The following is a 26037-nucleotide window of genomic DNA, read 5'->3' as shown; positions in this document are numbered from 1 at the left end:
AAGGTGTTCCATAGCCTGAATGCAGTTGAAGATGAACTTGTCACTTCCCTGGCGACTTTGGAAAAGGATAATCATACAGTGGCAGGGCTAACCGGTTTCGAATGGATCGTTAGTATATCTATGAATGCAAATTAGTATGAGTCATAGCCTCTGAAAGAGTTCAATCAGAAATAATGGATTGCAAGGAATTGACCGAGGCAAGTATTGGTAGGTCGAGAAAGCCTATGATTATTGGCATTTAACCAAGATCGGCCATATTGATAACCAATCGAAAGGTGGAGTTTTTGACCGTCGGCGTAATTTACGGGATGAAATGTGCAAATTTTTAAGCGTGATTTTTTTGGCGGGAGGTGGTAGATTCCTCTCCCTGAAAGAGAGCGTTAGTTAATTTTGACGGCCATGCTTTGTTTCGAAGGGTATTCAGCGATAAAGTGACTTCTTAGTGAGAATATCTCCGTGGCATACAAGACCATTTCCCTTTCGTTAATTGTCGGTTTGTGCTCGATGCTGCTTGCCTGGACGTTGGGTGCCGCCGAAAACACTGAAACGGATTGGAAGACTTACCGAAGTGAAAATTTCGGCTATGAGATCTCCTTCCCTGCCGGTATGGAATTCAAGGCCTACTTTGATGGACGATGCGCAATCATCAGTTCCAAGGGATATGCACCATTCAACATTTCAGGTGGCTCCGAGGGGTGACGCACCCAACATTTTCATTGAGCAATTGTACGCAGCACGGGTTGAAAGATGCTATACAAATTCATCGGTCTCAAGCGCTGACTTCAGTGAGACTCAGCGACAGAGGATCAGGGAATAGACTAAATATTAACTATTACATAAGACTACCGATGAAGTATTGGAGGGCACCATGAATATTGTAGACCTTGTATACCGCAATGCGCGCGCCTATGCCGATGAGGCCGCGTTTGTAGAGATACGGCCTGTATCAAAAGCACGTTTGGAGATTACCTGGAAAGAATTCAACGAGAGAACAAACAGATTAGCAAACGCTCTTATTGCGCGGGGGGTCAAGAAGGGCGACAAGGTCTTCTGGCTTGGAGGAAACTCCATCGCCTGGCTCGAAGCATTTTTTTCCATCATCAAAACGGGGGCATGGATCAACCCTCTCAATTTCCGTTTTACCGACGAGAATATCCTGTATTGCGCAAATGCGGCCGAGCCGAGTTGTTTTCTCTTCGAAGAGAAATATGCCGGCAGGATTGACGCCATGCGTGCTGTCCTGCCGACCGTCCATACCTTTATTGTTATGGGCGATATGGCACGGGGAGACATGGAAAGTACCAAAAAGATGATGGCCGAGAGTTCTCCTCTTCTCCCGAAGGTAGAGATTGAGGATGAGGACGAATGCGGCCTCTACTTTACCTCAGGTACCACGGGTGCCCCGAAGCCCATACTCTTGCTCCACAAGAACCTCTTTACTGCAGCAGTAAACGAGGTGACGGGCCTTTCCCTTACCAGGGACGATTCACTCCTCATGATGCCCCCTATGTACCATGTGGCCCTGGGTCATCTCCTCGGCTCCATGCTTACCGGGGCGAAAACGGTCCTCTTGACGGAAGCGGTGACCCCCAAAGCCATTCTCGAGACCCTAAGCAGCGAGGCATTGCGGATCGCATTTCTTCTTGTTCCATGGGCTCTTGACATCCTGGGAGCCCTTGACAAGGGTGAGGTCAGCAAAGAGGACTATGACCTCACCCACTGGCACATCCTTCAGATGGGGGCCCAGCCTATACCTACGAGCCTGATCAGGAGATGCAAGGAGTATTTCCCTCACCTGCAGTTCCATAACACCTATGGCTTAAGTGAGAGCTCCGGCCCCGGTACTATCCACAATCTTATTGCCGATGAAAGCAAGATAGGCGCTATCGGAAGGCCTGGACTCCTGTGGGATGCGCGGATCATCAACGATCAGGGCGAAGATGTGCCGCGGGGTTCCGTAGGCGAGATTGTCGTCAAGGGCATGGGAGTTATGAAGGAGTACTATAAGAACCCCGACCTCACGGCAAAAACCATAATAAATGGCTGGCTCCGTACGGGCGACCTCGCAAAAATGGATGAGGACGGCTACATTTATCTCGTGGATCGTGCAAAAGACCTTGTGATCAGTGGTGGGGAAAATATCTATCCTGTGGAGGTGGAAGAGGTTATTCAGAAACACCCCAAGGTAAGGGATGTGGCCGTTATCGGCAGCCCCCACGAGAGACTGGGCGAGATTGTCACCGCTGTTATTGATCCTGTTGGCGGAGAGATCCTGAGCGAGGCAGAGATGATGCTCTATTGTGACGAGAACCTGCCCCGTTACAAACGGCCACGGAAGATTATCTTCGGTACGGTACCCAGAAGCCCCACGGGAAAAATAGAGAAGCCAAAGTTGAGGGAAAGATACAACCCCCAAAAAAAATAATACCGGAGGAAACGGCGCGGGCGATCAGGAACGGCCGGCTTTATACGGGCTATATGGCCGTCATGGATGAAGAGGGTTATGTTACGATTGTGGACCGCCACAAGGATATGATCGTGACGGGCGGGGAGAACGTCTATTCCACCGAGGTGGAAAATACGCTGTACCTGCACCCGGCCGTGCTGGAGTGCGCCGTCGTGGGCGTCCCCGATGAGAAATGGGGAGAAGCGGTCCAGGCGATTGTGGTTCTGAAACCGGCCGCGCAGGCGACGGAGGAGGAGCTGATCGGATTCTGCAAGGAGCGCATCGCCAGGTATAAGGCGCCGAAGTCCATTGATTTTATCTCTGCCTTGCCCAAAACGGGATCGGGCAAGATTGAGAAAAAAACTGCGGGATCAGTACAGACCAATTGCATAATTATCTCAGGATTTTTTCTTGACAAGTTCTGGAGTTATATTATAGCCATGAAGGACTAGGGTTCGACAAACATGAACAATCTGCGCAACTGAAGGCCATGGCCGCAGAGATACCAAGAGGGTAATAGATGAGGTTTGCAGAGACAGGATTTAATTTAGAAATTGATCTCTCCCGAGGAAACATTGAAAAGGTCGAAACTGACCCTGGATTAACCAAACTTTATCTGGGGGGTCAGGGCACTGCCGACAAGATCCTCTGGGACAGGGTTCCTCCTGAAGTTGAGCCCTTTTCCCCCGATAATCTGCTGATATTCAGCACCGGTCTTTTGAATGGCACGCCTGTTCCCGGCGCCAATCGGACCATTGTTAATACCTTTTCTCCCCAGACAAATCTCCATGCCCATTCAGTGATGGGATCATATTTTGGAGTGGAACTGAAACATGCCGGTTACGACAAAATAGTCATTCGCGGCAAGGCCCCCGATCTGGTTTATCTGTGGATACACAATGACAAGGTAGAAATACGCGATGCCGGCCATCTCCGGGGGAAGGGCTGCCAGGAAACTGCGGCCCAAATCAAGAAAGAGTTGAAGGACGACCAGATCCAGGTGGCCGCTGTCGGCCTGGCCGGTGAAAACAGGGTTTACATGGCTTCGATTGATCACTCTACCGCGAGTGCGGCTCGCGGGGTCGGCCCGGTTATGGGAGACAAAAGGTTAAAGGCGATCGCCGTGCGGGGAACCAAGGACATCAATATTGCCCGGCCGGCTGAACTCTTTGAGCTCTGCCTGGGACTGATGAAGGAACTTGCCGAGAACCCGAATGTCGGGGATTGGATGGCGATTGATGAAGACGACAGTTTCCACCACAACAATTTCGCCTGGGGCAATGCGCGTACGCGCCGGAGAGACTTTTGGAGCAAGGAACTCGAAGACCGGTGGCGGGCGCTGAAGTATGACCATATGGACCGGCAGACCGGCTGCTATAACTGTCCGAAGCAATGCCATAATGTGATTTCCTGGCCGGGGCGGAAGAGATTTTCCTATAAGTGCTACGGAAAAGACACCTATCACATGGCGTCCTTTCAAGAGCTGGACTTTAGTTATGAAATACTTGGTGTCGCTCAGGAGTACGGGCTGGACTCATACTCGACGCCGCAAGTTATCGCCTTTGCCCTGGAGCTTCTGGAAGCCGGCATTTTGACCGGCAAAGACTTCCCCGGCATGCCGTCCGACGTCCGGGGGAGGTTTTATTATATCCTGGAGAAAATCGTCCGGCGCGAGGGAATTGGAGATATTCTCGCCAATGGCGTCTATTGGGCGGCGCGTCAGATTGGTAATGGCGCGGAAGTTTATGATCATAATACCACCAAAAAATTTGAGCAGGTGCCCATCAAACTGGGCAAGGTGAACCCCCCCTATTTTCTCATGATCGCCACGGGCGAGAAGATGAATATCACCCAGATCGAAGGGTCGTACCCCCAGGATCCCCTTCCTACCCGGGAGGAGAGAGAACAGTTTGCCAACGAGTGGGTCGCCGTCCCTGATGAAAGATTCAAGAAGTGGTTTTTAGAATGGGAAAAACGGGACAAGATTTCTGTTGAAGCATCGTGCGCCATTTGCGATTGGAATGAGGCCATGCATTACATAGACGACGCCATCGGCCTCTGCGCATTTGTGTCCTCATTCAGAGGCCAATTTGGTGGGAAAACCGCATATCACGTGCATAATATACCCCAATTGATCTCCCTGGCGACGGGGATGGATTTTGACAAAGACAAGCTGTGGGAAGTTTTTCAACGGAATCGGAACCTGGTCCGGGCCATTAATGTAAGAAGGGGCATGAGAAGAGCTGATGAGAAGCCGCCGGAGGACCATTGGGCGGTAAGAGACCATGAATCCGAGCAGAAGCTGCTTGACGCCTATTATGAATTCAAGGGATGGACCAATGATGGCATCCCGACGCAAGAGACGCTAAACAAGCTGGGCATGAGTTACGTAAGCGAGGATTTCATTAAAAGGGGCATTTTGACAGGCAACGAAGGCGCCCCCTCCCAAGAAACTTCGGTTAAAACTCAGAAGAAAAAAGCGAAGGGGGCTTGAACCGTGATGGACGCGGCTAAACCAAGGATCGTCAAAGAGATAAGAGTGGATGTTGACAAGTGTACGGGCTGCAAGACCTGTGAGATGGCCTGCTCCGCGGTGCACGCCATGCCGAAGTACAGCATCATGAATCCGGCGCGGTCCCGGATCAAGGTGATCATGGACGAACAGAACGATGTCTATGTTCCGATACGCGCCGGTGAGTATACCAAGGCGGAATGCAATGGGAGAAATCTCTATGTGATCAATGGCAAGGAATACTCCGAGTGCAGTTTCTGCCCGGCTTCCTGCCCTTCCCGGGATTCCTTCAAGGAACCTGATTCCGGCCTCCCTCTCAAGTGCGATATGTGTGAAAACCAGTCACTGCCGGAGCCCATGTGCGTCCAGGTGTGCCAGCCGGGGGCCCTGACTTACGTGGAGAGGCAAGATGAGAGAACAGAAGTCGAGGAAGAGAAACACGGCGAGATGGAGATCGGGCTGGAATCTCTCGTGAAGAGATACGGATTGAAGAGTGTAATTGATACCGTGGCCCGGATGGCGAGAAGCTCACGCTAAGGATGAACAAAATTGGATAATGGACTGATTGAGGGGCTGCTGGTTGATCGTCCCGCAGAAGATAGGCGCGCTGATGTTATGATCGTCGGCGGAGGGATCAGCGGGATCCAGGCCACTCTCGATCTTGCCGATGCCGGCTTCAGAGTTTTTCTGGTTGATAAAGCGCCGGCTATTGGCGGCAAGATGGCGCAGTTAGATAAGACCTTCCCCACCAATGACTGTTCCATGTGCATTGAATCACCCAAGTTTATCGAATGCAGCCGGCACCCCAACATCGAGATATTAACCTACACCGAAGTGGATAGGGTTGAAGGAAAGGCGGGGGATTTCCAGGTAACCCTGATCAAGAAGCCGAGGTATATCGTTGAGAGCAAATGCACCGGCTGTGGCGCCTGCGTAGAATACTGCCCGGCAAAAGTGCCCGATCAGTATAATCAGAACTTATCAGAGAGCAAAGCCGTTCATATTTACTTCTCGCAGGCAGTTCCCTTAGTCACTTATATAGATCCGGATACCTGTTTCTACCTCCAGGACGAGAGGTGCAGCATCTGTGCGGGGGTTTGCAAGCACGACGCCATAGACCTCCTTCAGAAGGCTGAACGGATAGAAGTCGAGGTAGGAGCGATTGTTCTGTCTCCGGGCTATGAGATTTTCGACCCGAAGCTCAGAGGTGACTATGGCTACGGAACGATGGCAAACGTGGTTACCAGCCTCGACTTCGAACGGATATTGTCTGCCACCGGTCCGTACGACGGCGAGATAAGGCGCCCGTCCGACGGGAAACATCCCGCCAAGATTGCCTGGATTCAGTGCGTCGGTTCCCGGCAGGTGATTCCGGGAGGGAACAGCTATTGTTCGGGGGTGTGCTGCACCTATACGCAGAAGCAGGTAATCCTGTCCAAGGATCATGACGCCGACCTGCAGGCCACCGTTTTCCATAACGATATCCGGGCTTTCGGCAAGGATTTCGAGCGGTTCTATCAAAGGGCGGAGAAGCTTCCCGGGGTGCGCTTCATCAGAAGCTACGTAGCAATCGGGAAGGAAATTCCCGCTAGCAGGAACGTAACTATCCGGTACTCTACGACTGAAGAAGGGGTAAAGGAAGAGGAGTTCGACCTGGTTGTCTTGTCCGTCGGCCTGAATCCTCCCGATGACGTCAAGGAGCTGGCAAACAAGTTCGGTATTGAACTCAATGAGCACGGATTCTGCAAAATCAGCCCTGCCAATCCGATAGAGACGACGCGGCGGGGAATTTTTGTCAGCGGCGCGTTCCAGGGGCCGCTCGACATCCCCGAGTCCGTCGTCACCGCCAGCGGGGCAGATGCCCTCTGCAGCCAGCTCCTGTCCTATCGGAGAGGCCTGCTCGCCAAAGAGCGGGTATATCCCGAGGAGAGGGATTTATCGGGAGAGAAGCTCAAGGTCGGGGTGTTCGTCTGCCATTGTGGAGCCAATATCGGACGCGTGGTGGACGTCCCTGCAGTCGTTAAGTATGCCTCAACCTTGAAGAATGTTGTCCACGCGCAAGAGAGCCTCTTTGCCTGTTCTACGGAGAATGCCCAGCAAATAGCCGATGCGATCCGGGAGAAAGGGCTCAACCGGGTGGTGGTGGCAGCCTGTACCCCGAGGACGCATGAACCCCTCTTCCGGGATACCTGTCGTGAGGGGGGAATCAACCAATACTTCTTTGAGATGGCCAATATACGGGAGCATTGCTCCTGGGTGCACTCGCGCGAGAAGGACGAGGCCACCAGGAAGGCAAAGAAGATCGTGCGGATGGCGGTAGCCCGATCAGCCCTTCTGGAGCCTTTGGAGGAGTTCCAGTTGCCGGTCAACAAGGCCGGGTTGGTCGTCGGCGGTGGCCTGGCCGGAATGACCTGTGCCCTCTCCATGGCCAACCAGGGTTTTGAGGTTTACCTGGTGGAAAAGGAGAAGGATCTCGGCGGCATGGCGCGGAGGATTCATTACACGCTCGAAGGTATGGATGTTCAGGCACACTTGGCCGAACTCATCGGGAAGGTGTATCGGCACCCATCGCTCCATGTATCCACAGACGCAGTTATCACCGAGGTTTCCGGTTACGTAGGGAATTTCGTAACCAGGCTGAGATCGGAAGGAATGGTCAAGGAAATACGCCATGGCGTGGCGGTAATCGCTACGGGTGCGGAAGAATATCGTCCCACCGAGTACCTTTATGGAAAAGATGACCGGGTATTGACGCTGCTGGAGTTGGAGGAGCAGATCACGAAAAAGGGAACAGGAGTGGTAAGTTCCCGGAGCGTGGTGATGATTCAATGCGTCGGCTGCCGACAGCCGGATAAGAATTACTGCAGTCGCGTCTGTTGCAGCCAGTCGGTCAAGAACGCCTTGAAGCTCAAAGAAATGAATCCCGACAGGGACGTTTACATTCTCTACCGGGATATGAGGACGTACGGCTTCCAAGAGGATTATTACCGGGCAGCGTCAGAGAAGGATGTAAAGTTCATCCGCTATGAGCCTGATGATAAGCCCCGGGTGGAAGCAGTCGAGGAGGATGGGCGGCGCATTATCAGGGTTACCGTGACGGACCGGATTTTGGGCAAGAAGTTGGCGATTGATGCCGATCTGCTCGCCTTGGCCGCTGCCGTGGTTCCTTCAGCAAGCAGTCCGGACATATCCCGTTTCTTCAAGGTTGCTCTGAGCCCCGATGGGTTTTTTCAGGAAGCCCACGTCAAACTGCGGCCCGTTGATTTTGCCGCTGATGGGGTTTTCCTGTGCGGGATTGCGCATTATCCGAAACACATATCCGAAGCGATCAGCCAGGCTTACGGAGCTGCCGGCCGCGCCGTTAACATTCTTTCCAAGGACACCGTAACGGCGTCCGGCTCGGTCTGTGCGGTGAATGAGAATGACTGTGTTGCCTGTGGAGCCTGTATTGCGGCGTGTGCGTACGGCGCCGTCGAGTTTCATGATACGCCGCAGGGCAAGAAAGCAACGGTGAACCCCATCCTCTGCAAGGGAGATGGCCTCTGCAATGCCAAGTGCCCCAGCGGAGCGATTTATTTGAAACACTTTACGGACGGCGAAATTCTCGCCCAAATAAATGCAGCGTAACCCCGCAGCAGGGGTGACGCCTGCGTCGCCCCCTGCGAGTCTTGGTGCGGCAGTTAAGAAGGAGACAGTGATGGAAACCGGTTTTGAGCATAAGCCAAACATCGTCGGCTTTGTGTGTAATTGGTGAGGCTACGGGTCTGCGGACCTGGCTGGCGTGTCCAGACTGCAATATACAACTGATATCAAGCTTATCCGCGTAATGTGCACCGGCCGCGTTGACCTGTCGTTCGTGCTGCGGGCGTTTGCGCAGGGGAAAGACGGTGTTTTCATCGGCGGTTGTCACCTCGGCGACTGCCATTACGTTACCGAAGGGAACCACCATGCATTGCACATGGTGCTGCTCGCCAAGAAGCTGCTGAAACACATCGGTGTGAACCCCGAACGGTTACGGATCGAGTGGATATCTGCCGGAGAAGGAATCCGGTTCGCCGAGGTGGTCAATGACTTCAGCAAAAAACTCAAGGCGTTAGGCCCTCTTGGCAAGGGCGAAGGAATTGACACCGGGGGATTGAAGATCAAATTTGAAGCTCTCACCCGTCTGCTTCCCTACATTCGTTTGGTGGAAACGGAAAAGCTAAGAGTGCATTTTGACACGGAAAAGGAGTGCGAAGAGTTCTTCAGCAGTGACGAGATAGATAAGCTCATTCGGGAGCTTGTTGTTGATAAATTGGAAGTGAACCAGATCATGCTGCTCCTGGGAGAGAAACCCCTCTCGATGGATGAGATGTCCGAGGCCCTGAACTTCACCCCCTCGGAAGTATCAAGACACCTTGGCAGTTCAGCGAGGCAAGGGTTAGTGCGGTACGATGAAGCCCAGCAGCGATTCGCACTGGCATATTAGTAAGTTAGAATTTGCTTGCCAGTAGCAAGCAAATTCGTTAACGCACTTATCCTGTTTATCGGGATCAGGACGGCGGCTATGGAAAACGACAGGATAGACCAGATCATCAATAAATATCAGGGTAAAGCGAGTTCGCTCATTTTAATCTTGATGGAGATTCAGCACGTAAATCATTGGCTGCCGAAGGAAGCATTAACGAGGGTCAGCGAAAAATTGCAGGTTCCCTTAAGCCGGGTGCGCCAGATTGCGAGCTTCTATAAGACATTTAGTTTAATTCCGACCGGACGTCATGAAATTCACGTCTGCACGGGCTCTTCCTGCCATCTTCGCGGCGCCCAGCAGGTCCTTGCTACGATCGAAGAGTTGACGGGAATTAAGCCTGGCGAGACGGCCTCGAACTTGAAGTTCAGCCTGGAGACGGTTAACTGCCTCGGCTGTTGTGCAATAGGGCCGGTAATGGAAGTTGATGGAGAGCATCACGGCAAGATGGTTCCGGCTAAGACAAAAGACGTGTTAAAGAGCGTCAATTAAGGGAAATTTATGCTGAGGATAGGCTCGCCTGAGGCGTTGGAAGAAGTCCGAAAGGGTATCTTGGCGACAAGAGACCCTGCCAAGCCCTGCATCACGATATGCGCCGCGCCGAACTGTCACGCTATCGGTAAGGGTAGATTGGTAGGGGCTTTCGAAGAGGAGATTAACAAGCGCGGCCTGAAATCCACGGTGGATGTCAGAAGGACCGGCTGCCTTGGTTTTTGCGAAAAAGGACCGGTCGTTATTATCGCACCGGAACAGATCTGTTATATAGAAGTAAGGCCCGAGGACGCCGCGGACATCGTCGGAAAGACGGTACTTGAGAAAAAACTCGTTGACCGGCTGCTTTTTACGGACCCTGTTTCTGGCCAAAAAGCCGTGCATCAGTATGAAATACCCTTTTACAAAAACCAGACGCAGTTTCTCATTGGCAACAACGCGAAGATTGACCCCCGGAGCATTGACGAATATTTGGCGCTGGGCGGGTATGCCGCGCTGTCGAAGGCGCTTTTCAAGCTGACGCCTGAGCAGGTACTGGAAGAAATAAAGAAGGCGAACTTGCGCGGCCGGGGAGGTGGTGGATTTCCCGCCGGCAGCAAATGGGAGACCACCCGTAATGCGCCCGGGGAAGTGAAGTACGTGATCGTCAACGGCCACGAGGGCGAACCGGGGGCGTTTATGGATCGCGCCCTCTTTACCGGGAATCCCCATAGCGTGCTGGAAGGGTTGATCATTGGCGCCTATACCATCGGCGCCCACCAGGGCTTCATCTACACCCGCCATGACAGTCCTCAGCTCCTTACAAATCTTACGATTGCCCTCGCTCAGGCGCAGGAATACGGCTTCCTGGGCGCCAACATCCTTGGCTCCGGTTTCGATTTCGATGTGGAAGTGCACTTTGATGTGGGGATATTCGTTTCCGGCGAATCCAGTGCGCTTATGAGATCAATCGAAGGCAAGGTGCCGGAACCAAGACCCAAGTATGTCCGTACTTCCGTAAGCGGTATTTGGGACAGGCCGAGCAACCTCAATAATGTCGAGACCTGGGCGAACGTGCCGTTGATCATCAACAACGGCTCCGAGTGGTATGCCGCTATCGGGACGGAGCGGAGCAAAGGGGTGAAGCTGCTGTCCTTATCCGGCAGTATAGCCAACATCGGGGTCGTCGAAGTTCCTATGGGTACCTCGCTCCGGAAGATCGTTTACGAAATCGGCGGCGGCGTGCCAAACGGAAAGAAACTTAAGGCGGTTCACTTTGGGGGGCCCATGGGAGGCTCCATCCCCGCAAGCCTGATTGACACCCCGCTGGATTTCGATGAGCTGGCCAAGCTCGGCGCTCCCATGGGCGCAGGTGCGATGCTCATCATCGCTGAAGATACCTGTATGGTCGAAATGACCAGGTTTTTCCTGAACTTCCTCTCGACCGAGTCCTGCGGTAAATGCGTCCCCTGCCGGGAAGGCATCGGGCAGATGCTGGAGATTATCACCGATATTACCCAGGGCAGAGGCAAAGACGGCGACATTGAGCTGCTGGAGGAAATAGCCCGGGTTGCCGGAGCGGCCGCGCTCTGTGCCTTGGGAAAAACTGCTTCCGACCCACTCTTGAGCTCGCTTCGATACTTCAGAAAAGAGTGGGAGGCGCATATTCAAGAAAAGAGGTGTCCGGCTGGTTCCTGCAAGATACTGAGCTCGCAGCAAGAACATGGTCAGAGAGGGCGGGAGAGATGAAACAAATCCTTTTGCAGATAGATGGCAGAGAAGTTGCGGCGGCGGAAGGGATGACCATTCTTTCAGCCGCGCAAAGTGCCGGCATATCCATACCTACGCTTTGTCACCACGAGAAACTGGAACCCTATGGGGGTTGCCGGATTTGCACGGTGGAAGTCGCTGTGCGCGGCAGGACAAATTTCGTGGCGGCCTGCCTCTACCCCGTAGAAAAAAATCTGGTGGTAACGACCAGATCGGAGAAAATTGACAGTATTCGTAAGACGCTGATCGAGATGATGATGGCTCACGCACCGGATTCCCCGGAATTGCTGGCGTTGGCCAAGGAGTATGGCGCCGACAAGGCGCACCTCAAGAAGAGGGCGTCCTTCTGTATTCTCTGCGGTCTCTGTGTAAGATACTGCAACGAGGTGAAGAAGAAGAACGCGATCGGATTCATTGATAGAGGAGTAAGGCGAGAGATCAGTTTCCTTCCCGAAATAGCTTCCCGGGAGTGCTGGAACTGCAAGGAATGTTTCCCCCTTTGCCCGACCTCAGCCCTGCAGGCAAGTTACTATTTAGCCGAAGCGCTCTTGGTGCGCCCATCTGCCTTAGAGCCAAGGTCAGGGGAGTAGGCGGCGATTAGTACCTCATCGCAGCGTCAACCTCATGAAAGAGGATTCCAATTTGCATTTTTATAGAATTCCGCTTCGTTCTTTTTTATTACCCCGAAAAGTTCAATCTTACTTTCTATCCCCGGCAACTGTACGTGAAGCGCAATTGTCCCATTTATTCGGACATATGGCACCATCTGCTCCTCCCTTCTCATGTCGTAGATTTTTTTCTTGACAAGCCCGAAGTTATGTTATAGCTACAACACAAAGGGTGCAATAAACATGATCAACCTGCGCAACTGAAGGACATGGCTGCGGAGATACCAAGAGGGGCAAAAAATGAGGTACGCTGAAACAGGGTTTAACTTAGAAATTGATCTATCCCGGGGAAACATTGAGAGGGTGGAAACTGATCCAAAATTAACTGAACTTTATCTGGGGGGCTTAGGTACCAACGCCAAGATATTATGGGACAGGGTTCCCCCGGAAACCGAACCCTTTTCTCCCGAAAATCTCCTGATATTCGGCACCGGTCTTTTATGCGGCACACCTGCTCCCGGCGCCAACCGTACCATTGTTACCACCTATTCTCCCCAGACTTTGTTAATGGCCTATTCCATGATGGGGGGATTCTGGGCGCCGGAATTGAAATATGCCGGTTATGACAAGGTGATCTTTCGCGGCAAGTCCCCCAAGCTGATTTATGTGTGGATACACAATGACAAGGTAGAAATACGTGATGCCTCTCATTTGCAGGGTAAAGGCGCTGTTGAAACGGCAGAACTTATTCGGCAGGAGCTGAAGGAGCCGAACGCCCAGGTGGCTGCTATCGGCCTGGCCGGTGAAAACAGGGTCTATACGGCTTCCATCGAGCAGGGCCGGTCCAGCGCCAGCCGACTCGGAATAGGTGCCGTGATGGGAGACAAGAAGATAAAAGCGATAGCCGTGCGGGGAACAAAGGACATCAATCTTGCCCGACCGGAAGAATTCATGAAGCTTAGCACCGAAGTGCTGCAATATATAAAGGCCCGGGAAGATAATCCAGTCCCGGGGGTAATGCCCATTTTAGCGGGGCTTGGGTCACCGCAAGAGATGAAGCACATAGACGAAAAGTGGCATACGGAAAATTTCTCGTGGGGAAACTCCCGCACCCGGAGAAAGGATTTTTGGACCAAGGAAGTCGAAGATAAGTGGCGGGAGACTCAGTTAGATGCGCGAACGCGGCTGATAAGCTGCTATAACTGCCCGATGAAATGCGGGGCCATTATTTCTCTTCCCGGAATGTCCACCTACATGATGAAATGCTTCACGAAACTTACCTATACGATGGCTGCCTTTGTAGATGATCTGGATTTTGGTTTCAGAATCGCTCAAAAGGCGACGGAATATGGCGTGGACGGATTCTCCACCCCGCAAATTATGGCCTTCGGCTTTGAGCTTAGAGAAGCCGGTATCTTGACCGAAGAGGATTTTGCCGGCTGTCCGGATGATAATGAGGGGAAGTTTTACTGGATGCTGGACAAAATTGTGCGGCGCGAAGGAATCGGAGATATTCTGGCCAATGGCACTCATTGGGCGGCCCAAAAGATCGGCAAGGGCGCAGAAGCGTATGCTCATAATAATATTAAAAAACACGAGCAGTTGCCTCTCAAACTGGGAATGCTGAATCCCATTTATTTCCTCATGTATTGCACCGGCGAGAAGGCAAACATTACCCAAATTGAAGGGCAGTTCCCCCAGGCGCCTTTTCTGACGATGGAGGAGAGAGAAGAGTTTGTCAAGGATTGGATCCATGTTCCTGATGAAAAGTTCAAGCAATATCTTCTGGACTGGGAAATCCGCGGCGAACGATCCAATCCCAATTACCCGACCGTTGACATGTCTGTGGACATTGTTGACTGGCAGGAGAAGATGCACTACCTTGATGACGCCCTCGGGGTGTGCGCCGGTTTGTCGTCATTCCCCCTGAAGCCTCCCTATCATATCCACAATTACCCGCATTTTATCTCATCCGCGACCGGGATGGATATGGATGAAGCCGGACTGACGCAAATATATAAGAGGAACCGCAATCTGCTTAGAGCCATCAATATCAGAAGGGGCTTGAAGAGAGCTGATGAGAAGCCGCCCGAGGATCATTGGAGGAAAAGATTTCCCGAGCTTGAAGAAAAGCTCTTGGATGCGTATTACAAATTTAAAGGGTGGAATAACGATGGTATTCCTACTCAAGAGACGCTGCGCGAATTAGATTTGGGTTACGTCGCCGAAGACTTGGAACAGAGAGGGATAATAACAAATGAGTAAAGTTATGAAGAAAGTCAAAACAATCAAGATAGATCTTGATAAATGTAATGGTTGCCGGGCCTGCGAGGTAGTCTGCTCCGCCTTTCACGCCAACCCGAAATATAGCAGCAATAACCCGGAGCGATCTCGTATCCGGCTGATTCGTCATCCCATCAAAGACGTATATCTGCCTGTCTATGCGGGTGAGTACACAGGAGCCGAATGTGCGGGCAGAGACAAATACGTGATTGACGGCAAGGAATACGACGAGTGCGGCTTCTGCCGGGCTTCCTGCCCATCCAGGACGATATTCAAAGAACCGGATTCCGGCCTCCCGCTCAAATGCGACATGTGTGAAGGCGAGGAAGAGCCCCTGTGTGTCAAGTGGTGCATTAATGACGCCCTGGTTGTCGAAGAAAGGGAAGAAGAAGTAGAGGAAGAAGAGAAGCCGGAAGACGTGGATGTCGGCTTGGAGGCAATGGTAGACAAGTTTGGATTGGAGAAGGTGATGGATACCATTGCCCGGATGTCCCAGAAGGAATATGTCCCAGAAGTAATAAAACCAGCACCTTAACCTACATAAGAGGATTAACGAATACAGTGGAAACGGTAGCCCCCTACAAAGAAATCATAGATGTCATAAAAGCGAGCGGCGGCGACGCCTTCAAAAGATGCTTCCAGTGCGGACTATGTGACGTTGTTTGTCCGTGGAATAAGGTTACCACGTTCAGTATGCGCAAGTTAGTCCGCGAGGCCACCTTCGGTTTGACGGATATTGAGAGTGAAGAGCTGTGGCGTTGCACTACCTGTGGAAGATGCCCGCAGCGATGCCCCCGGGACGTGAAACAGATAGAATCGGGAATCGCCTTGCGCAGAATTGCCACGGAATACGGGGTTTTTCCGTCCTCGGTCAAGCCGATCCGCACCATCAGCGGCAGCCTCGTCGGTGAAGGCAACCCCTTGAACGAAGAGCGGGCCAAACGGGCGAACTGGGCCGAGGGCCTGGGCGTGAAGCCCTTTGCCGAGGGGATGGAAATTTTATATTTCCCCTGCTGCTACCTGAGCTACGACCCCAGAATGAAAAAGGTGGCCAGGGCCACTGCGACGCTCCTGAATGCGGCGGGCGTGGATTACGGGATATTGGGATCCCAGGAGAATTGCTGCGGCGAAAGCATCCGCAAGACGGGCGATGAGGAAGTGTTCAAACGTCTGGCCAAGGCAAATATCAAGGCGTTTATTGATAACGGGGTGAAAAAAATTCTTGTTTCTTCTCCTCATTGCTACCATACCTTCAAAAACGAATATCCCGAATTCAAGGTGAACTTCGAAGTGATCCATATCTCCCAATATTTATTGCAGCTCCTGAATGAGGGAAAGCTGGAGATTAAAAAGGAGTATGCCAAGAAAATTACCTATCATGATCCCTGCTACCTGGGGCGGCATAATGGCATATACGACGAGCCGCGGGAAATCTTGAAGAAAATCCCTGGGGTGGAGTTCCGCGAGCTTCCCGAAGCGGGAGTTGACAGCCTCTGCTGCGGCATGGGGGGAGGCCGGATCTGGATGGAAACGGTCAAGGGAGAACGGTTCTCCGACCTCAGAGTGGAGCAGGCGGTTGAGGTGGGGGCAGAAGAGCTGGTTACATTTTGCCCGTACTGCATCACGAATTTGGAAGACAGTCGGCTGGTCCTGAATTATGGCGAGGTTCTCCAGGTAAAAGATATTACGGAGGTTTTGCAGGGCGTCATCTAACAGACCCGATAAATGAACACGCAGGAAGCGATGAGCGAATTGGATATGAAGGGTATCGCGCCGGACATAGTCTGTGATCGCTTTTCCGACGAGGGATGGGTAAGAAGTTCGGTTTACGCGCCACGGGAGATGGCGCTCCTTGTTTATGTAAACGGTCTGGAGCTGGTTACCATCCTGTGCACGCCGGACAAGCTAAACTGCCTGGTCCTCGGCTATCTGTTCGCCGAGGGAATTATTACGGGAATGGACGACATTGCGATGATGCGGGTCTGTGACGCGGAGTCGGAAGTTGATGTGAGGCTGAACAATAAGGAGTTTGTGCTCCCGACCAAGAGGACGCTCACCTCTGGTTGCGGCGGCGGCGCAACGTTTACTACCGATGGCATAAACGTTGATTCCAGCCTGAACGCTGAGCCCCGGGAACTGCTGGCCTTGATGAAGCAGTTGCAGGAGCGGATGGAGCTGTATCGGTTTAGTGGCGGCACGCATACCTCAGCTCTTGCCGATACACAGAACCTGCTCGTTATGGCCGAGGACATTGGACGGCATAACACGCTGGATAAAATCCTGGGTGAGTGTCTCTTGCGGAAAATAGCAACCAGAGACAGGCTGGTCCTGACCACGGGCCGCATTTCATCGGAGATGTTGATCAAGGTGGCCCGGATGCAGGCTCCGATAGTCGTCTCCTTGACCTCGCCTACGGAGCGCGCCGTTATGCTGGCCCGTGAACTGGGCATTACGCTGGTTGGCTATGCCCGCGGCAGCCGCCTGTCGGTTTATGCCCATCCGGAACGGCTGGGCCGCGCAAAGGGTGAAGGGGACTGATAGTTTCATATTCAATAAATTAAAGGATGCCATCCCCGAATGTTTTTATCGGGGATATGGTTTTGATTACTGATGAGGTGATAGAAAGTGGACAATGTAATAGCGCTGCATGAAAATATTCAGGAGCTTTGTAAAACTCGTGGCGACGGTAATTTTGGCGACGTCATGGTTGTCGGGGGAGGGATCAGCGGCATCCAGGCTTCTCTGGATCTGGCCAATGCGGGTTTCAAGGTTTACCTCGTGGAGAAGGCGCCCAGCATCGGGGGCCACATGGCCCAACTGGACAAGACCTTCCCGACCAACGACTGCAGCATGTGAATACTTGCACCTAAACTGGTCGAGGTCGGCCGGCATCAAAACATAGAGGTTCACACCTACACGGAAGTTGACGCTGTCGCCGGGGAGGCGGGAGATTTCAAGGTAACCCTGCTCAAGAAACCCCGGTATATTATCGAGAGCAAATGCACGGGCTGCACTACCTGTGTGGAATACTGCCCGGTCAAATATCCGGACCAGTTCAATCAGGATATATCACAGAACAAGGCCGTCCATATCTATTTTGCGCAAGCGATTCCCTTAGTCACCTATATAGATGAAAGCTGCATTTACCTCAAAGAGAACAAATGCCGCATTTGCGAAAAAGTATGTAAGAACGGCGCGATAGATTTCAACCAGAAGCCGGAGCAGGTCAAGATATCGGTGGGGGCCATCATCCTGTCGCCCGGCCTGGAGCCCTTTGACCCCAAGACGAAAGAGGAATATCGCTACGGCAAGTTCGCAAACGTGGTCACGAGCATGGACTTTGAACGGCTGCTGTCCTCCACGGGTCCCTTCGAAGGCGAGATCAGGCGCGGCTCCGACAAGAAGCACCCCCACAAAATCGCCTGGATTCAATGCGTCGGCTCCCGGCGCGTTACAGAGGGCGAAAACAGCTATTGCTCCGCCGTCTGCTGCACTTACACCCAAAAACAGGTGATTTTGACCAAAGATCATGACGCCGAGGCCGAATTAGCCGTCTTCCATAACGACATTCGCTCCTTTGGCAAGGATTTTGAGCGCTATTACGAAAGGACAGAGAAGCTCTCCGGGGTGCGATTTATCCGCAGCTACACCTCGATTGTGAAAGAGGACCCCGTAACCAAAAATGTCACCGTTCGCTATGCCACCGCCGATGAGGGAGTAAAAGAGGAAGAGTTCGAGATGGTGGTCCTGTCCGTTGGCCTGAATCCTCCTGCCGACGCGAAGGGCATAGCGGCAAAATTCGGCATTGACCTCAATGATCACGATTTCTGCAAGATAGATCCCGTCAATCCCATGGCAACGAGCAAGCCGGGGATCTTTGTCAGCGGCGGCATCCAGGGACCTATTGATATCCCCGAGTCGGTTTTCAGTGCCAGCGGGGCCGGTTCCCAGATTGGCGAGCTTCTCGACTACCGGCGCGGCAACCTGGCGAAGGAACGGATCTATCCGCCTGAACGCGATGTCTCCCAGGAGGAGCCCAAGGTGGGGGTCTTCGTGTGTCACTGCGGGGCCAATATCGGCAGGATCGTGAGCGTTCCTTCCACAGTAGAATACGCATTAACGCTGCCCAATGTCGTTTACGCCCAGGAGCAGCTATTCTCGTGCGCGACCAATTCGGCCCAGCAAATAGCCGACATCGCCAAGGAAAAGGGGCTAAACCGGGTGGTGATTGCCGCCTGTTCCCCCCGGACGCTGGAACCCTTGTTCCGGGACACCCTGCGCGAGGCGGGCATCAATCAATACTATTTAGACATGGCGAATATCCGGGAACATTGCTCCTGGGTTCACGCCCGGGAAAAGGAAGAAGCAACACAAAAGGCCAAGGATATCGTCAGGATGTCTGTGGCCCGCGCTTGCTGTTTGGAACCCCTGCAGGAATTCGACCTGCCCGTCAACAAGACGGCGCTGGTTTTGGGCGGCGGCATTGCCGGCATGACGAGTGCCCTGTCCATAGCCAGGCAGGGCCATGAGGTTTACTTAGTGGAAAAGGCTGAAGACCTGGGGGGAATGGCCCGAAGAATCCATTATACGCTGGAAGGATTAGATGTGCAGGCCTATCTGCGCGACATTATCGGCAAGGTTTACCAGCATCCCTCGATACACGTCTATACGGATGCCGCCATCACGGAGGCGACCGGCTATGTGGGTAATTTTGTTACCAAAGTGAAGTCCGATCGAGGCATCAAGGAGATAAAGCACGGCGTCGCCGTCATCGCCATCGGGGCTGATGTGTATAAGCCGACGGAATACCTGTATGGCCAAGATGATCGGGTTATGACCCAGCTCGAGCTGGAAGAGCGGATTGCCCAGGGAAACGAAGGGGTAGTGAACGCCCAGAGCCTCGTGATGATCCAGTGCGTAGGCTGCCGGAATGAGGACAGAAATTACTGTAGCCGGATCTGCTGCAGCGAGTCCGTAAAGAACGCGTTGAAATTGAAAGAGCTGAATCCCACGATGGATATCTATATCCTCTTCCGGGATATGAGGACATATGGTTTCAAAGAGGATTATTACCGGGATGCATCAAATAAGGATGTAAAGTTCGTCCGCTATGAGCCTCAGGATCAACCGCAGGTCGAAGCGGTGGTGGCAGAGGGCCGGCCGGTGTTGCGGGTTTCCCTGCCCGATTATATTCTGGGCAAGCAGCTCGCAATTGATGCTGATTACGTTGCCTTGGCGGCGGCCGTTCTTCCCTCGGCCGCGACGCAGGAAGTAGCCGGATTGTTCAAGGTCACTCTTAGCCCGGATGGATTTTTCAAGGAAGCCCATGTCAAATTGCGGCCCGTTGAGTTTGCCACCGACGGCGTGTATCTGTGCGGGCTGGCCCACTATCCCAAGTTTATCCAGGAAACGATCAATCAGGCCTATGGGGCCGCCGGGCGGGCGTTGACCCTGCTCTCTCACGAGACCGTCACAGCATCCGGTTCCGTGTGCGATGTGGATGAAGATAAGTGCATTTCCTGCGGGGCCTGCATTACGGCCTGCACCTACGGCGCCATAGATTTTTATGAAACGCCGGCGGGCCGGAAGGCCACGGTAAATCCGGTCCTCTGTAAAGGATGCGGTCTCTGTAACGCCAAGTGTCCCACCATGGCGATCCAACTGAAGCACTTTACGGATGAAGAGATCTTCAGCCAGATTGACGCTGTCGTTCCCGAGGAAGAGATCAGGCAGCTTTATGCGGCGGCAGGAGCTTAATATAATGGAGGTGAGAAGGAATGAGTGCAGGACTTAAATTCAAACCCAAGGTAGTCGGCTTCGTATGCCACTGGTGAGTGTACGGCGCTGCTGACCTGGCTGGAGTTTCCAGACTGCAATATACTACTGAGATGAGGCTGATTCGCCTTATGTGTTCCGGAAGAGTGGACCTGTCGTTTGTGCTCAGGGCTTTCTCGAAAGGAATGGATGGGGTGTTTATCGGCGGTTGTCGTTTGAACGAATGCAATTACGTTACCCAGGGAAACTACCACGCCCTCGGCATGGTGCTGCTCTGCAAAAAAATCATGGAGCTTATCGGGCTGAATCCGGAACGGTTAAGGATTCAATTCATGTCCGGCGCGGAAGCAAACGTTTTTGTCGAAGATGTGAATGATTTTGTCAAAAAAATAAAGGAATTGGGGCCACTGGGGAAAAGTGAGGGAATAGATGCCCAGGGGTTGAAGTTCAAATTAGAGGCGGTTACCAAGCTGATTCCCTACTTCCGGCTTGTGGAACGGGAACGGCTGAGAATGACGCTGAAAACGGAAGCGGATTACAACAAATTTTTCAGCAGCGACGAGTTCAACCGGTTATTTAAGGAATTAATTGTGGATAAACTGGCCATCAGCCAAATAACCTCCCTCCTGCGGGACAAACCCCTTTCGACGGGTAAAATCTCTGAAATCCTGGGCCTGACCCCGTCTGAGGTATCGAGACACATGAATAGTTCGTCCCGGCAAGGATTAGTCAGGTACGACGTAGGTCAGAAATGCTACGCCCTCGCATAGGGTGAGTAGATTAGGAATGCAACTATGGTAAACGATAGAATTGATCAGATTATTGATAAGCATCAGGGCGAGGCCAGTTCACTGATTCAGGTATTACTGGAGATTCAGAGTGAGAATCACTGGCTTCCCAAGGAAGCATTAGAGAGGGTCAGCGAAAAATTGCAGGTTCCTTTAACCCGGATACAGCATATAGCGACCTTTTATAAAGCCTTTAGTTTAGTTCCGAAAGGTCGTCATGAAATTCACATTTGTGTAGGCACGGCCTGTCACGTTCGTGGCGCCACGCGCATCATTGACACGGTGCAGGACATGACAGGAATTAAACCTGGCGAAACAGACCTGGATTTGAAGTTCAGCCTGCAGACAGTCAACTGCCTCGGCTGCTGTGCTTTGGGACCGGTGATGGATGTCAATGGGAAGACGCACGGCAAGATGGTGCCATCGAAGATAGCAGACGTGCTAAAAAATTACAGTTAGGATAATAATATGCCCCAGATAAATTCGCCCGCTGAATTGGAAGAGTTCAGAAAGGGCATCCTGTCAAAAAGAGACCCCAATAAACCGTGCATTACCCTCTGTGCCGGATCTGCCTGCCATGCCTCGGGCAGCGGCGAAGTAGCCACGGCGATTGAAGAGGAGATCAGCAAGCAAGGCCTGAGCGCTGCTGTGGACGTCAGGAAGACCGGGTGCCACGGCTTTTGTGAGCGAGGGCCGATTATCCTGATCCACCCCAAGGAAATATGCTACTTGCAGATCGAGCCCAAGGATGTTCCGGAAATCGTCTCCGAGACGATCAAGGAGAATAAGGTCGTCGAGCGGCTGCTCTACACCGATCCCGGCACTAAGGAAAAGATCACCCATGAACACGAAATCCCCTTCTACAAAAACCAGCATCGGCTTGTTTTCGGCTCCAACGGCAATATTGATCCCAAGAGCATTGACGATTATCTGGCCATCGGCGGATATGCCGCGCTGGCCAAAGCTCTTACCGGGATGACGGCTGAGCAGGTCGTGGAGGAAGTCAAGAAAGCCAATCTGAGAGGCCGGGGCGGCGGCGGCTTTCCCGCCGGCAGCAAATGGGAAGGATCTCGCAATGCCCCGGGCGACATAAAATATGTGATCGTCAACGCCGATGAGGGCGATCCGGGAGCCTATATGGACCGGGCGCTCCTGGAAGGAAATCCGCACTGTGTTCTCGAGGGGCTCATCATCGGGGGCTATGCCATCGGCGCCCATGAAGGCTACATCTACGTGCGGCAGGAATATCCGCTGGCCGTCGAGAATGTGCATACCGCCATCAGGCAGATGGAGGAGTATGGCCTGCTGGGAAAGAACATCCTGGGCTCCGGCTTTGATTTTGTCGTGAAAGTGCACCAGGGGGCCGGCGCCTTTGTCTGCGGCGAATCAACGGCTTTGATGACGGCGCTGGAAGGCCGGGCGGGAGAGCCGCGGCCGAAATATGTCCGCTCCAACGTCGTGGGCCTGTGGGGAAGACCCAGCGTCTTGAATAACGTCGAGACCTGGGCCAACGTGCCCATGATCATCAACAAGGGCGCGGACTGGTTCACGCAATTAGGCACGGAAAAAAGCAAAGGCACGAAGATATTCTCCTTAGTCGGCAAGATCACCAATACGGGCCTCGTGGAAGTGCCCATGGGCATGACCCTGCGGGATATCATCTACACGATCGGCGGCGGCATTCCGGGCGGCAAGAAATTCAAGGCCGTGCAGACCGGCGGTCCCTCGGGGGGCTGCATCCCCGAGGCGCAGCTCGATCTGCAGGTCGGGTTCGATGAACTCACCCAGGCCGGCTCGATGATGGGGTCCGGCGGCATGATCGTCATGGATGAAGACACCTGCATGGTTGACGTGGCACGGTACTTCATGGACTTTCTTACCGATGAATCCTGCGGCAAGTGCGTCCCCTGCCGGGAAGGCATGCGGCAGATGCTGAAGCTGCTCACCAATATAACCCAGGGGAAGGGGAAAGAGGGCGATATCGAACTTCTGGAAGAGCTGTCCGAGACCGCCATCGAAGCTGCGCTGTGCGCCTTGGGCAAGAGTTCCCCAAACCCGTTTTTAAGCACGCTGAAATACTTTAGAAACGAGTATGAGGCACACGTCAAGGAGAAGCGATGCCCGGCTCTTTCCTGCAAGGAGCTGATCGCCTACCATATTGACCCGAAGAAGTGTCAGGCCTGTATGGCCTGCCTGAAGAAGTGCCCTGTCGAGGCGATTGACGGCGGCAAGAACCGGATCCATGTAATTGACCAGGAGAAATGCACCAAGTGCGGGACGTGCTTTGAAGTTTGCCCCCCCCGCTTTGGCTCGGTGCAGAAGATTTCCGGCGAGCCCGTGCCGCCTCCTATTCCTGAAGAAGCAAGAACGATAGTCAGGGAGAGTAAACAAAAATGAGTGAAATCCTTTTACAGATTGATGGGAAAGAAGTGAAGGCCCAGGCCGGGATGACCGTTTTAGAGGCAGCGCGCAGTGCGGGAATCAATATCCCCACCCTTTGTTTTCACGAGAAATTGGAACCCTATGGGGGCTGCCGGCTTTGCATCGTAGAGGTAGAAAGCCGCGGCTCGACAAGACTCGTTGTTTCCTGCGTTTACCCCGTGGAAAAAAATCTGGTCGTGAAAACCAGGTCCGAGAAGGTGGATAGAATCCGCAAGATGGTCCTCCAGCTTTTGCTGGCCCATGCCCCCGATGCCTTTGATTTGCAGGACTTAGCCAAAGAGTATGGAGCCGACAAAAACCGTTTCGAAAAAGAGGCCTCTTTCTGCATTCATTGCGGCCTCTGCGTGAGATACTGCGCCGAGGTCAAGAAGAAGAACGCCTTGGGATTTATTGACCGGGGCATCAGAAAAGAGATCAGCTTCATTCCCGAGATAGCTTCCAAGGAGTGCTGGGACTGCAAAGAATGTTTTCCCCTTTGCCCGACCGAGGCCCTGCAGGCAGCCTATGTTTTGGCCAAAGCGTTTTTTTGATCAGAAAAATACCAAACCCACCACGATAAAGATGGGTATAAGTATCGGAATCGAGTACTTAAACATATAGCCGAAGAAACTGGGCATGTTTACCCCAAACTCCTTTGCTATCGAATTCACCATAAAATTCGGCGCATTGCCTATATAGGTGTTGGCACCCATAAACACGGCGCCCACGGAGACGGCCTTCAGGAAGCTGATGAAGGCGGGATTCGCCGTGGCAGTGTTGGCCGCCAGAGCCGCCGGAATCATTCCCTCCGTCAAACCCAGTTGACCCAGCGCCAGATTAAAAAAGGTGAGATAGGTGGGCGCATTGTCCAAAAAGGACGATAAAGCTCCCGATATCCAGTAATAATGGAGTGGTTCTTTGATCAGGGCAATCAGCCCCGCCCAGGGTCCGTCCAGACCGGCTTTCAAAATGGCCAGGACGGGGATGATGGTCACAAAGATGCCGGCAAAGAGCTTGGCTACTTCAATTATCGGAAACCAGCTAAAATCATTTGCTTTCCTGAGATGCTGGGGGGTTATTAGCAGGGAGAGCAGGCCCAAAACCACAATCACCATGTCCCTCGCCAGGTTCTGCCATTGAAATTCCATTCCTTTGATGGTGTAACCGCCCGCATTCCAAAAGCCACTGATCACCACCATGCCCACAACGCCGGCCAGAAGAATTAAGTTATATCCACCCTCAAGCTTGAACTTAACCTTTTGTTCTTTGTCCAGCTCTATGATTATTTCCTGCTTCTTTTCCCGCAGGAAATAATAACTGTCCAGCACGAAAAAAATCGCGAGCAGTATTGCCGTGGTGAAGAGCATGTGCGGCAGGACGGCCATTGTTACCCAGAAGAAGGGAACCTGATGCAAAAAGCCGAGAAAGAGCGGCGGGTCGCCCAGTGGGGTGAGAGAACCGCCGATGTTGGACACCAAGAAGATGAAGAAGCACACGGTGTGCACTTTGTTCTGTCTGGTCTTGTTGGCCTTTAAAACGGGCCGGATCATTACCATGGAGGCGCCCGTCGTTCCTATCCAGGAGGCCATTATTGTCCCTATCAACAGCATAATGGTGTTAATGATGGGCATGCCGCTGAAAGAGCCCGCAACAACAATACCTCCGGCAATCGTGAACAGTGCCCACAAGAGGATGATAAAGGGGACATAGTCAATCAAAAATATATTGGCGATTTCCCGCGGGGCAAGATTCGGGAAGGCCAGGAGAAAAGGGATGGCGAACAACAATGCCCAAAAGGCGGCTGTCTTTCCATAATGCAGATGCCAGAACCGGGGGGTAAGGAGTGGACAAAGAGCAATGGAAAGCAGCATCCCGACAAAGGGCAGCGCCGCCCACCAGGGCAATATTTTACCGATGTTATTGGCCTCATGCCCGGCCGTTGCTGCCGCGGCGGGCATTGCCCACAGGATGACCATCAAGAGAGAGAGCGTAATCGCCAAGTTTGAGAAGTTTTTCGTTGATTTCATAATGTCAGCATTCCTCCGATAAATATTGGCAGCGCGGTGTGCTTTATAATTTATTTTATCAACCTTTGCAATTGGATTCATGGAACCGTAGGGTGTGTTCGGCAAATACCGTAACGCACCGAAAACGATGCTCATTTCGCGGTGTGCCTGGGTTTTTCATGTCTGCGGCATGGACACGTTCAGAAAACGTGTCCATGAAACGAACAAATAACAACACGTTATATTGCGGATAGCACAAGACTGTTTATTCGTGGTTCAATCGGCATAATTGAACCAGCGGTAGCCTTCTGATACTAATTTGCATTCATAGATATACTAACGATCCATTCGAAACCGGTTAGCCCTGCCACTGTATGATTATCCTTTTCCAAAGTCGCCAGGGAAGTGACAAGTTCATCTTCAACTGCATTCAGGCTATGGAACACCTTA

The 26037-nt window shown here is 52.6% G+C and carries 20 protein-coding genes; 19 read left to right on the top strand and 1 reads right to left on the bottom strand.

All coding sequences use genetic code 11. The features are described 5' to 3' along the window. Nucleotides 1-456: 456 nt before the first annotated feature. The 19 genes from NT140_11850 (at nucleotide 457) to NT140_11760 (ending at nucleotide 24132) form a co-directional block, all read left to right on the top strand. Nucleotides 457-699, top strand: coding sequence for a hypothetical protein (locus NT140_11850; protein ID MCX5832556.1), 243 nt, complete (start codon nucleotides 457-459; stop codon nucleotides 697-699). A 169-nt stretch (nucleotides 700-868) separates the two neighbouring features. Beyond that, complete coding sequence (locus NT140_11845) at nucleotides 869-2425, top strand: AMP-binding protein (GenBank protein MCX5832555.1); 1557 nt, start codon at nucleotides 869-871, stop codon at nucleotides 2423-2425. Beyond that, on the top strand, nucleotides 2425-2898 hold the full coding sequence (locus NT140_11840; protein ID MCX5832554.1) for an AMP-binding protein: 474 nt from the start codon (nucleotides 2425-2427) through the stop codon (nucleotides 2896-2898). The genes NT140_11845 and NT140_11840 overlap by 1 nt, the downstream gene beginning before the upstream one ends. A gap of 68 nt (nucleotides 2899-2966) precedes the next feature. Continuing rightward, complete coding sequence (locus NT140_11835; GenBank protein ID MCX5832553.1) at nucleotides 2967-4940, top strand: aldehyde dehydrogenase; 1974 nt, start codon at nucleotides 2967-2969, stop codon at nucleotides 4938-4940. Between the two features lie 6 nt (nucleotides 4941-4946). Then, the gene (locus tag NT140_11830) at nucleotides 4947-5495 is read left to right on the top strand and encodes a (4Fe-4S)-binding protein (protein MCX5832552.1); all 549 of its coding nucleotides are present in this window, start codon (nucleotides 4947-4949) and stop codon (nucleotides 5493-5495) included. Between the two features lie 78 nt (nucleotides 5496-5573). After that, entirely contained in the window at nucleotides 5574-8585 is a 3012-nt protein-coding gene (locus NT140_11825; GenBank protein MCX5832551.1) for an FAD-dependent oxidoreductase, read from the top strand. Between the two features lie 70 nt (nucleotides 8586-8655). After that, nucleotides 8656-9426: a hydrogenase iron-sulfur subunit gene (locus tag NT140_11820; protein ID MCX5832550.1), complete on the top strand. Its 771-nt coding sequence runs from the start codon at nucleotides 8656-8658 to the stop codon at nucleotides 9424-9426. Nucleotides 9427-9504: 78 nt separating this feature from the next. Next, entirely contained in the window at nucleotides 9505-9957 is a 453-nt protein-coding gene (locus NT140_11815; protein MCX5832549.1) for an NAD(P)H-dependent oxidoreductase subunit E, read from the top strand. Between the two features lie 9 nt (nucleotides 9958-9966). Continuing rightward, a complete protein-coding gene (locus tag NT140_11810; protein ID MCX5832548.1) occupies nucleotides 9967-11685 on the top strand; it encodes an NAD(P)H-dependent oxidoreductase subunit E in 1719 nt (572 codons plus the stop codon). After that, nucleotides 11682-12296 carry a 2Fe-2S iron-sulfur cluster-binding protein gene (locus NT140_11805; protein ID MCX5832547.1) on the top strand — a complete coding sequence of 205 codons (615 nt, stop codon included), beginning with the start codon at nucleotides 11682-11684 and terminating at the stop codon, nucleotides 12294-12296. Before NT140_11810 ends, NT140_11805 begins: the two co-directional genes overlap by 4 nt. Nucleotides 12297-12614: 318 nt before the next feature. Next, the gene (locus NT140_11800) at nucleotides 12615-14579 is read left to right on the top strand and encodes an aldehyde dehydrogenase (protein ID MCX5832546.1); all 1965 of its coding nucleotides are present in this window, start codon (nucleotides 12615-12617) and stop codon (nucleotides 14577-14579) included. After that, on the top strand, nucleotides 14572-15132 hold the full coding sequence (locus tag NT140_11795; GenBank protein MCX5832545.1) for a (4Fe-4S)-binding protein: 561 nt from the start codon (nucleotides 14572-14574) through the stop codon (nucleotides 15130-15132). Before NT140_11800 ends, NT140_11795 begins: the two co-directional genes overlap by 8 nt. A gap of 26 nt (nucleotides 15133-15158) precedes the next feature. Continuing rightward, on the top strand, nucleotides 15159-16310 hold the full coding sequence (locus NT140_11790) for a (Fe-S)-binding protein (protein ID MCX5832544.1): 1152 nt from the start codon (nucleotides 15159-15161) through the stop codon (nucleotides 16308-16310). A 30-nt stretch (nucleotides 16311-16340) separates the two neighbouring features. Further along, nucleotides 16341-17135 (top strand): formate dehydrogenase accessory sulfurtransferase FdhD, encoded by a 795-nt coding sequence (gene fdhD, locus NT140_11785; protein ID MCX5832543.1) that lies wholly within the window; start codon nucleotides 16341-16343, stop codon nucleotides 17133-17135. 165 nt (nucleotides 17136-17300) lie between these two features. Next, entirely contained in the window at nucleotides 17301-20354 is a 3054-nt protein-coding gene (locus NT140_11780) for an FAD-dependent oxidoreductase (GenBank protein ID MCX5832542.1), read from the top strand. A 20-nt stretch (nucleotides 20355-20374) separates the two neighbouring features. Next, nucleotides 20375-21142 carry a hydrogenase iron-sulfur subunit gene (locus NT140_11775; GenBank protein ID MCX5832541.1) on the top strand — a complete coding sequence of 256 codons (768 nt, stop codon included), beginning with the start codon at nucleotides 20375-20377 and terminating at the stop codon, nucleotides 21140-21142. A gap of 24 nt (nucleotides 21143-21166) precedes the next feature. Continuing rightward, nucleotides 21167-21619: an NAD(P)H-dependent oxidoreductase subunit E gene (locus NT140_11770; protein MCX5832540.1), complete on the top strand. Its 453-nt coding sequence runs from the start codon at nucleotides 21167-21169 to the stop codon at nucleotides 21617-21619. 9 nt (nucleotides 21620-21628) lie between these two features. Continuing rightward, complete coding sequence (locus tag NT140_11765) at nucleotides 21629-23557, top strand: 4Fe-4S binding protein (protein ID MCX5832539.1); 1929 nt, start codon at nucleotides 21629-21631, stop codon at nucleotides 23555-23557. After that, nucleotides 23554-24132: a 2Fe-2S iron-sulfur cluster-binding protein gene (locus NT140_11760; protein MCX5832538.1), complete on the top strand. Its 579-nt coding sequence runs from the start codon at nucleotides 23554-23556 to the stop codon at nucleotides 24130-24132. The genes NT140_11765 and NT140_11760 overlap by 4 nt, the downstream gene beginning before the upstream one ends. On the opposite strand, the gene NT140_11755 is transcribed toward NT140_11760, so the two are convergent. Next, entirely contained in the window at nucleotides 24133-25608 is a 1476-nt protein-coding gene (locus NT140_11755; GenBank protein ID MCX5832537.1) for a sodium:proton antiporter, read from the bottom strand. Between the last annotated feature and the right edge of the window lie 429 nt (nucleotides 25609-26037).

The sequence above is a fragment of the Deltaproteobacteria bacterium genome (assembly GCA_026388415.1).
Lineage (GTDB): Bacteria > Desulfobacterota > Syntrophia > Syntrophales > JACQWR01 > JAPLJV01.
Note: the sequence above shows the minus strand (reverse complement) of the source record. Positions and strands in the feature narration are given on the sequence as shown.

Coding starts and splice junctions, on each gene's coding strand:
- NT140_11845 (MCX5832555.1), top strand. CDS start 869: ATGAATATTGTAGACCTTGTATACCGCAATGCGCGCGCCTATGCCGAT.
- NT140_11835 (MCX5832553.1), top strand. CDS start 2,967: ATGAGGTTTGCAGAGACAGGATTTAATTTAGAAATTGATCTCTCCCGA.
- NT140_11830 (MCX5832552.1), top strand. CDS start 4,947: ATGGACGCGGCTAAACCAAGGATCGTCAAAGAGATAAGAGTGGATGTT.
- NT140_11825 (MCX5832551.1), top strand. CDS start 5,574: ATGATCGTCGGCGGAGGGATCAGCGGGATCCAGGCCACTCTCGATCTT.
- NT140_11815 (MCX5832549.1), top strand. CDS start 9,505: ATGGAAAACGACAGGATAGACCAGATCATCAATAAATATCAGGGTAAA.
- NT140_11810 (MCX5832548.1), top strand. CDS start 9,967: ATGCTGAGGATAGGCTCGCCTGAGGCGTTGGAAGAAGTCCGAAAGGGT.
- NT140_11805 (MCX5832547.1), top strand. CDS start 11,682: ATGAAACAAATCCTTTTGCAGATAGATGGCAGAGAAGTTGCGGCGGCG.
- NT140_11800 (MCX5832546.1), top strand. CDS start 12,615: ATGAGGTACGCTGAAACAGGGTTTAACTTAGAAATTGATCTATCCCGG.
- NT140_11795 (MCX5832545.1), top strand. CDS start 14,572: ATGAGTAAAGTTATGAAGAAAGTCAAAACAATCAAGATAGATCTTGAT.
- fdhD (MCX5832543.1), top strand. CDS start 16,341: ATGAGCGAATTGGATATGAAGGGTATCGCGCCGGACATAGTCTGTGAT.
- NT140_11770 (MCX5832540.1), top strand. CDS start 21,167: ATGGTAAACGATAGAATTGATCAGATTATTGATAAGCATCAGGGCGAG.
- NT140_11765 (MCX5832539.1), top strand. CDS start 21,629: ATGCCCCAGATAAATTCGCCCGCTGAATTGGAAGAGTTCAGAAAGGGC.
- NT140_11760 (MCX5832538.1), top strand. CDS start 23,554: ATGAGTGAAATCCTTTTACAGATTGATGGGAAAGAAGTGAAGGCCCAG.
- NT140_11755 (MCX5832537.1), bottom strand. CDS start 25,608: ATGAAATCAACGAAAAACTTCTCAAACTTGGCGATTACGCTCTCTCTC.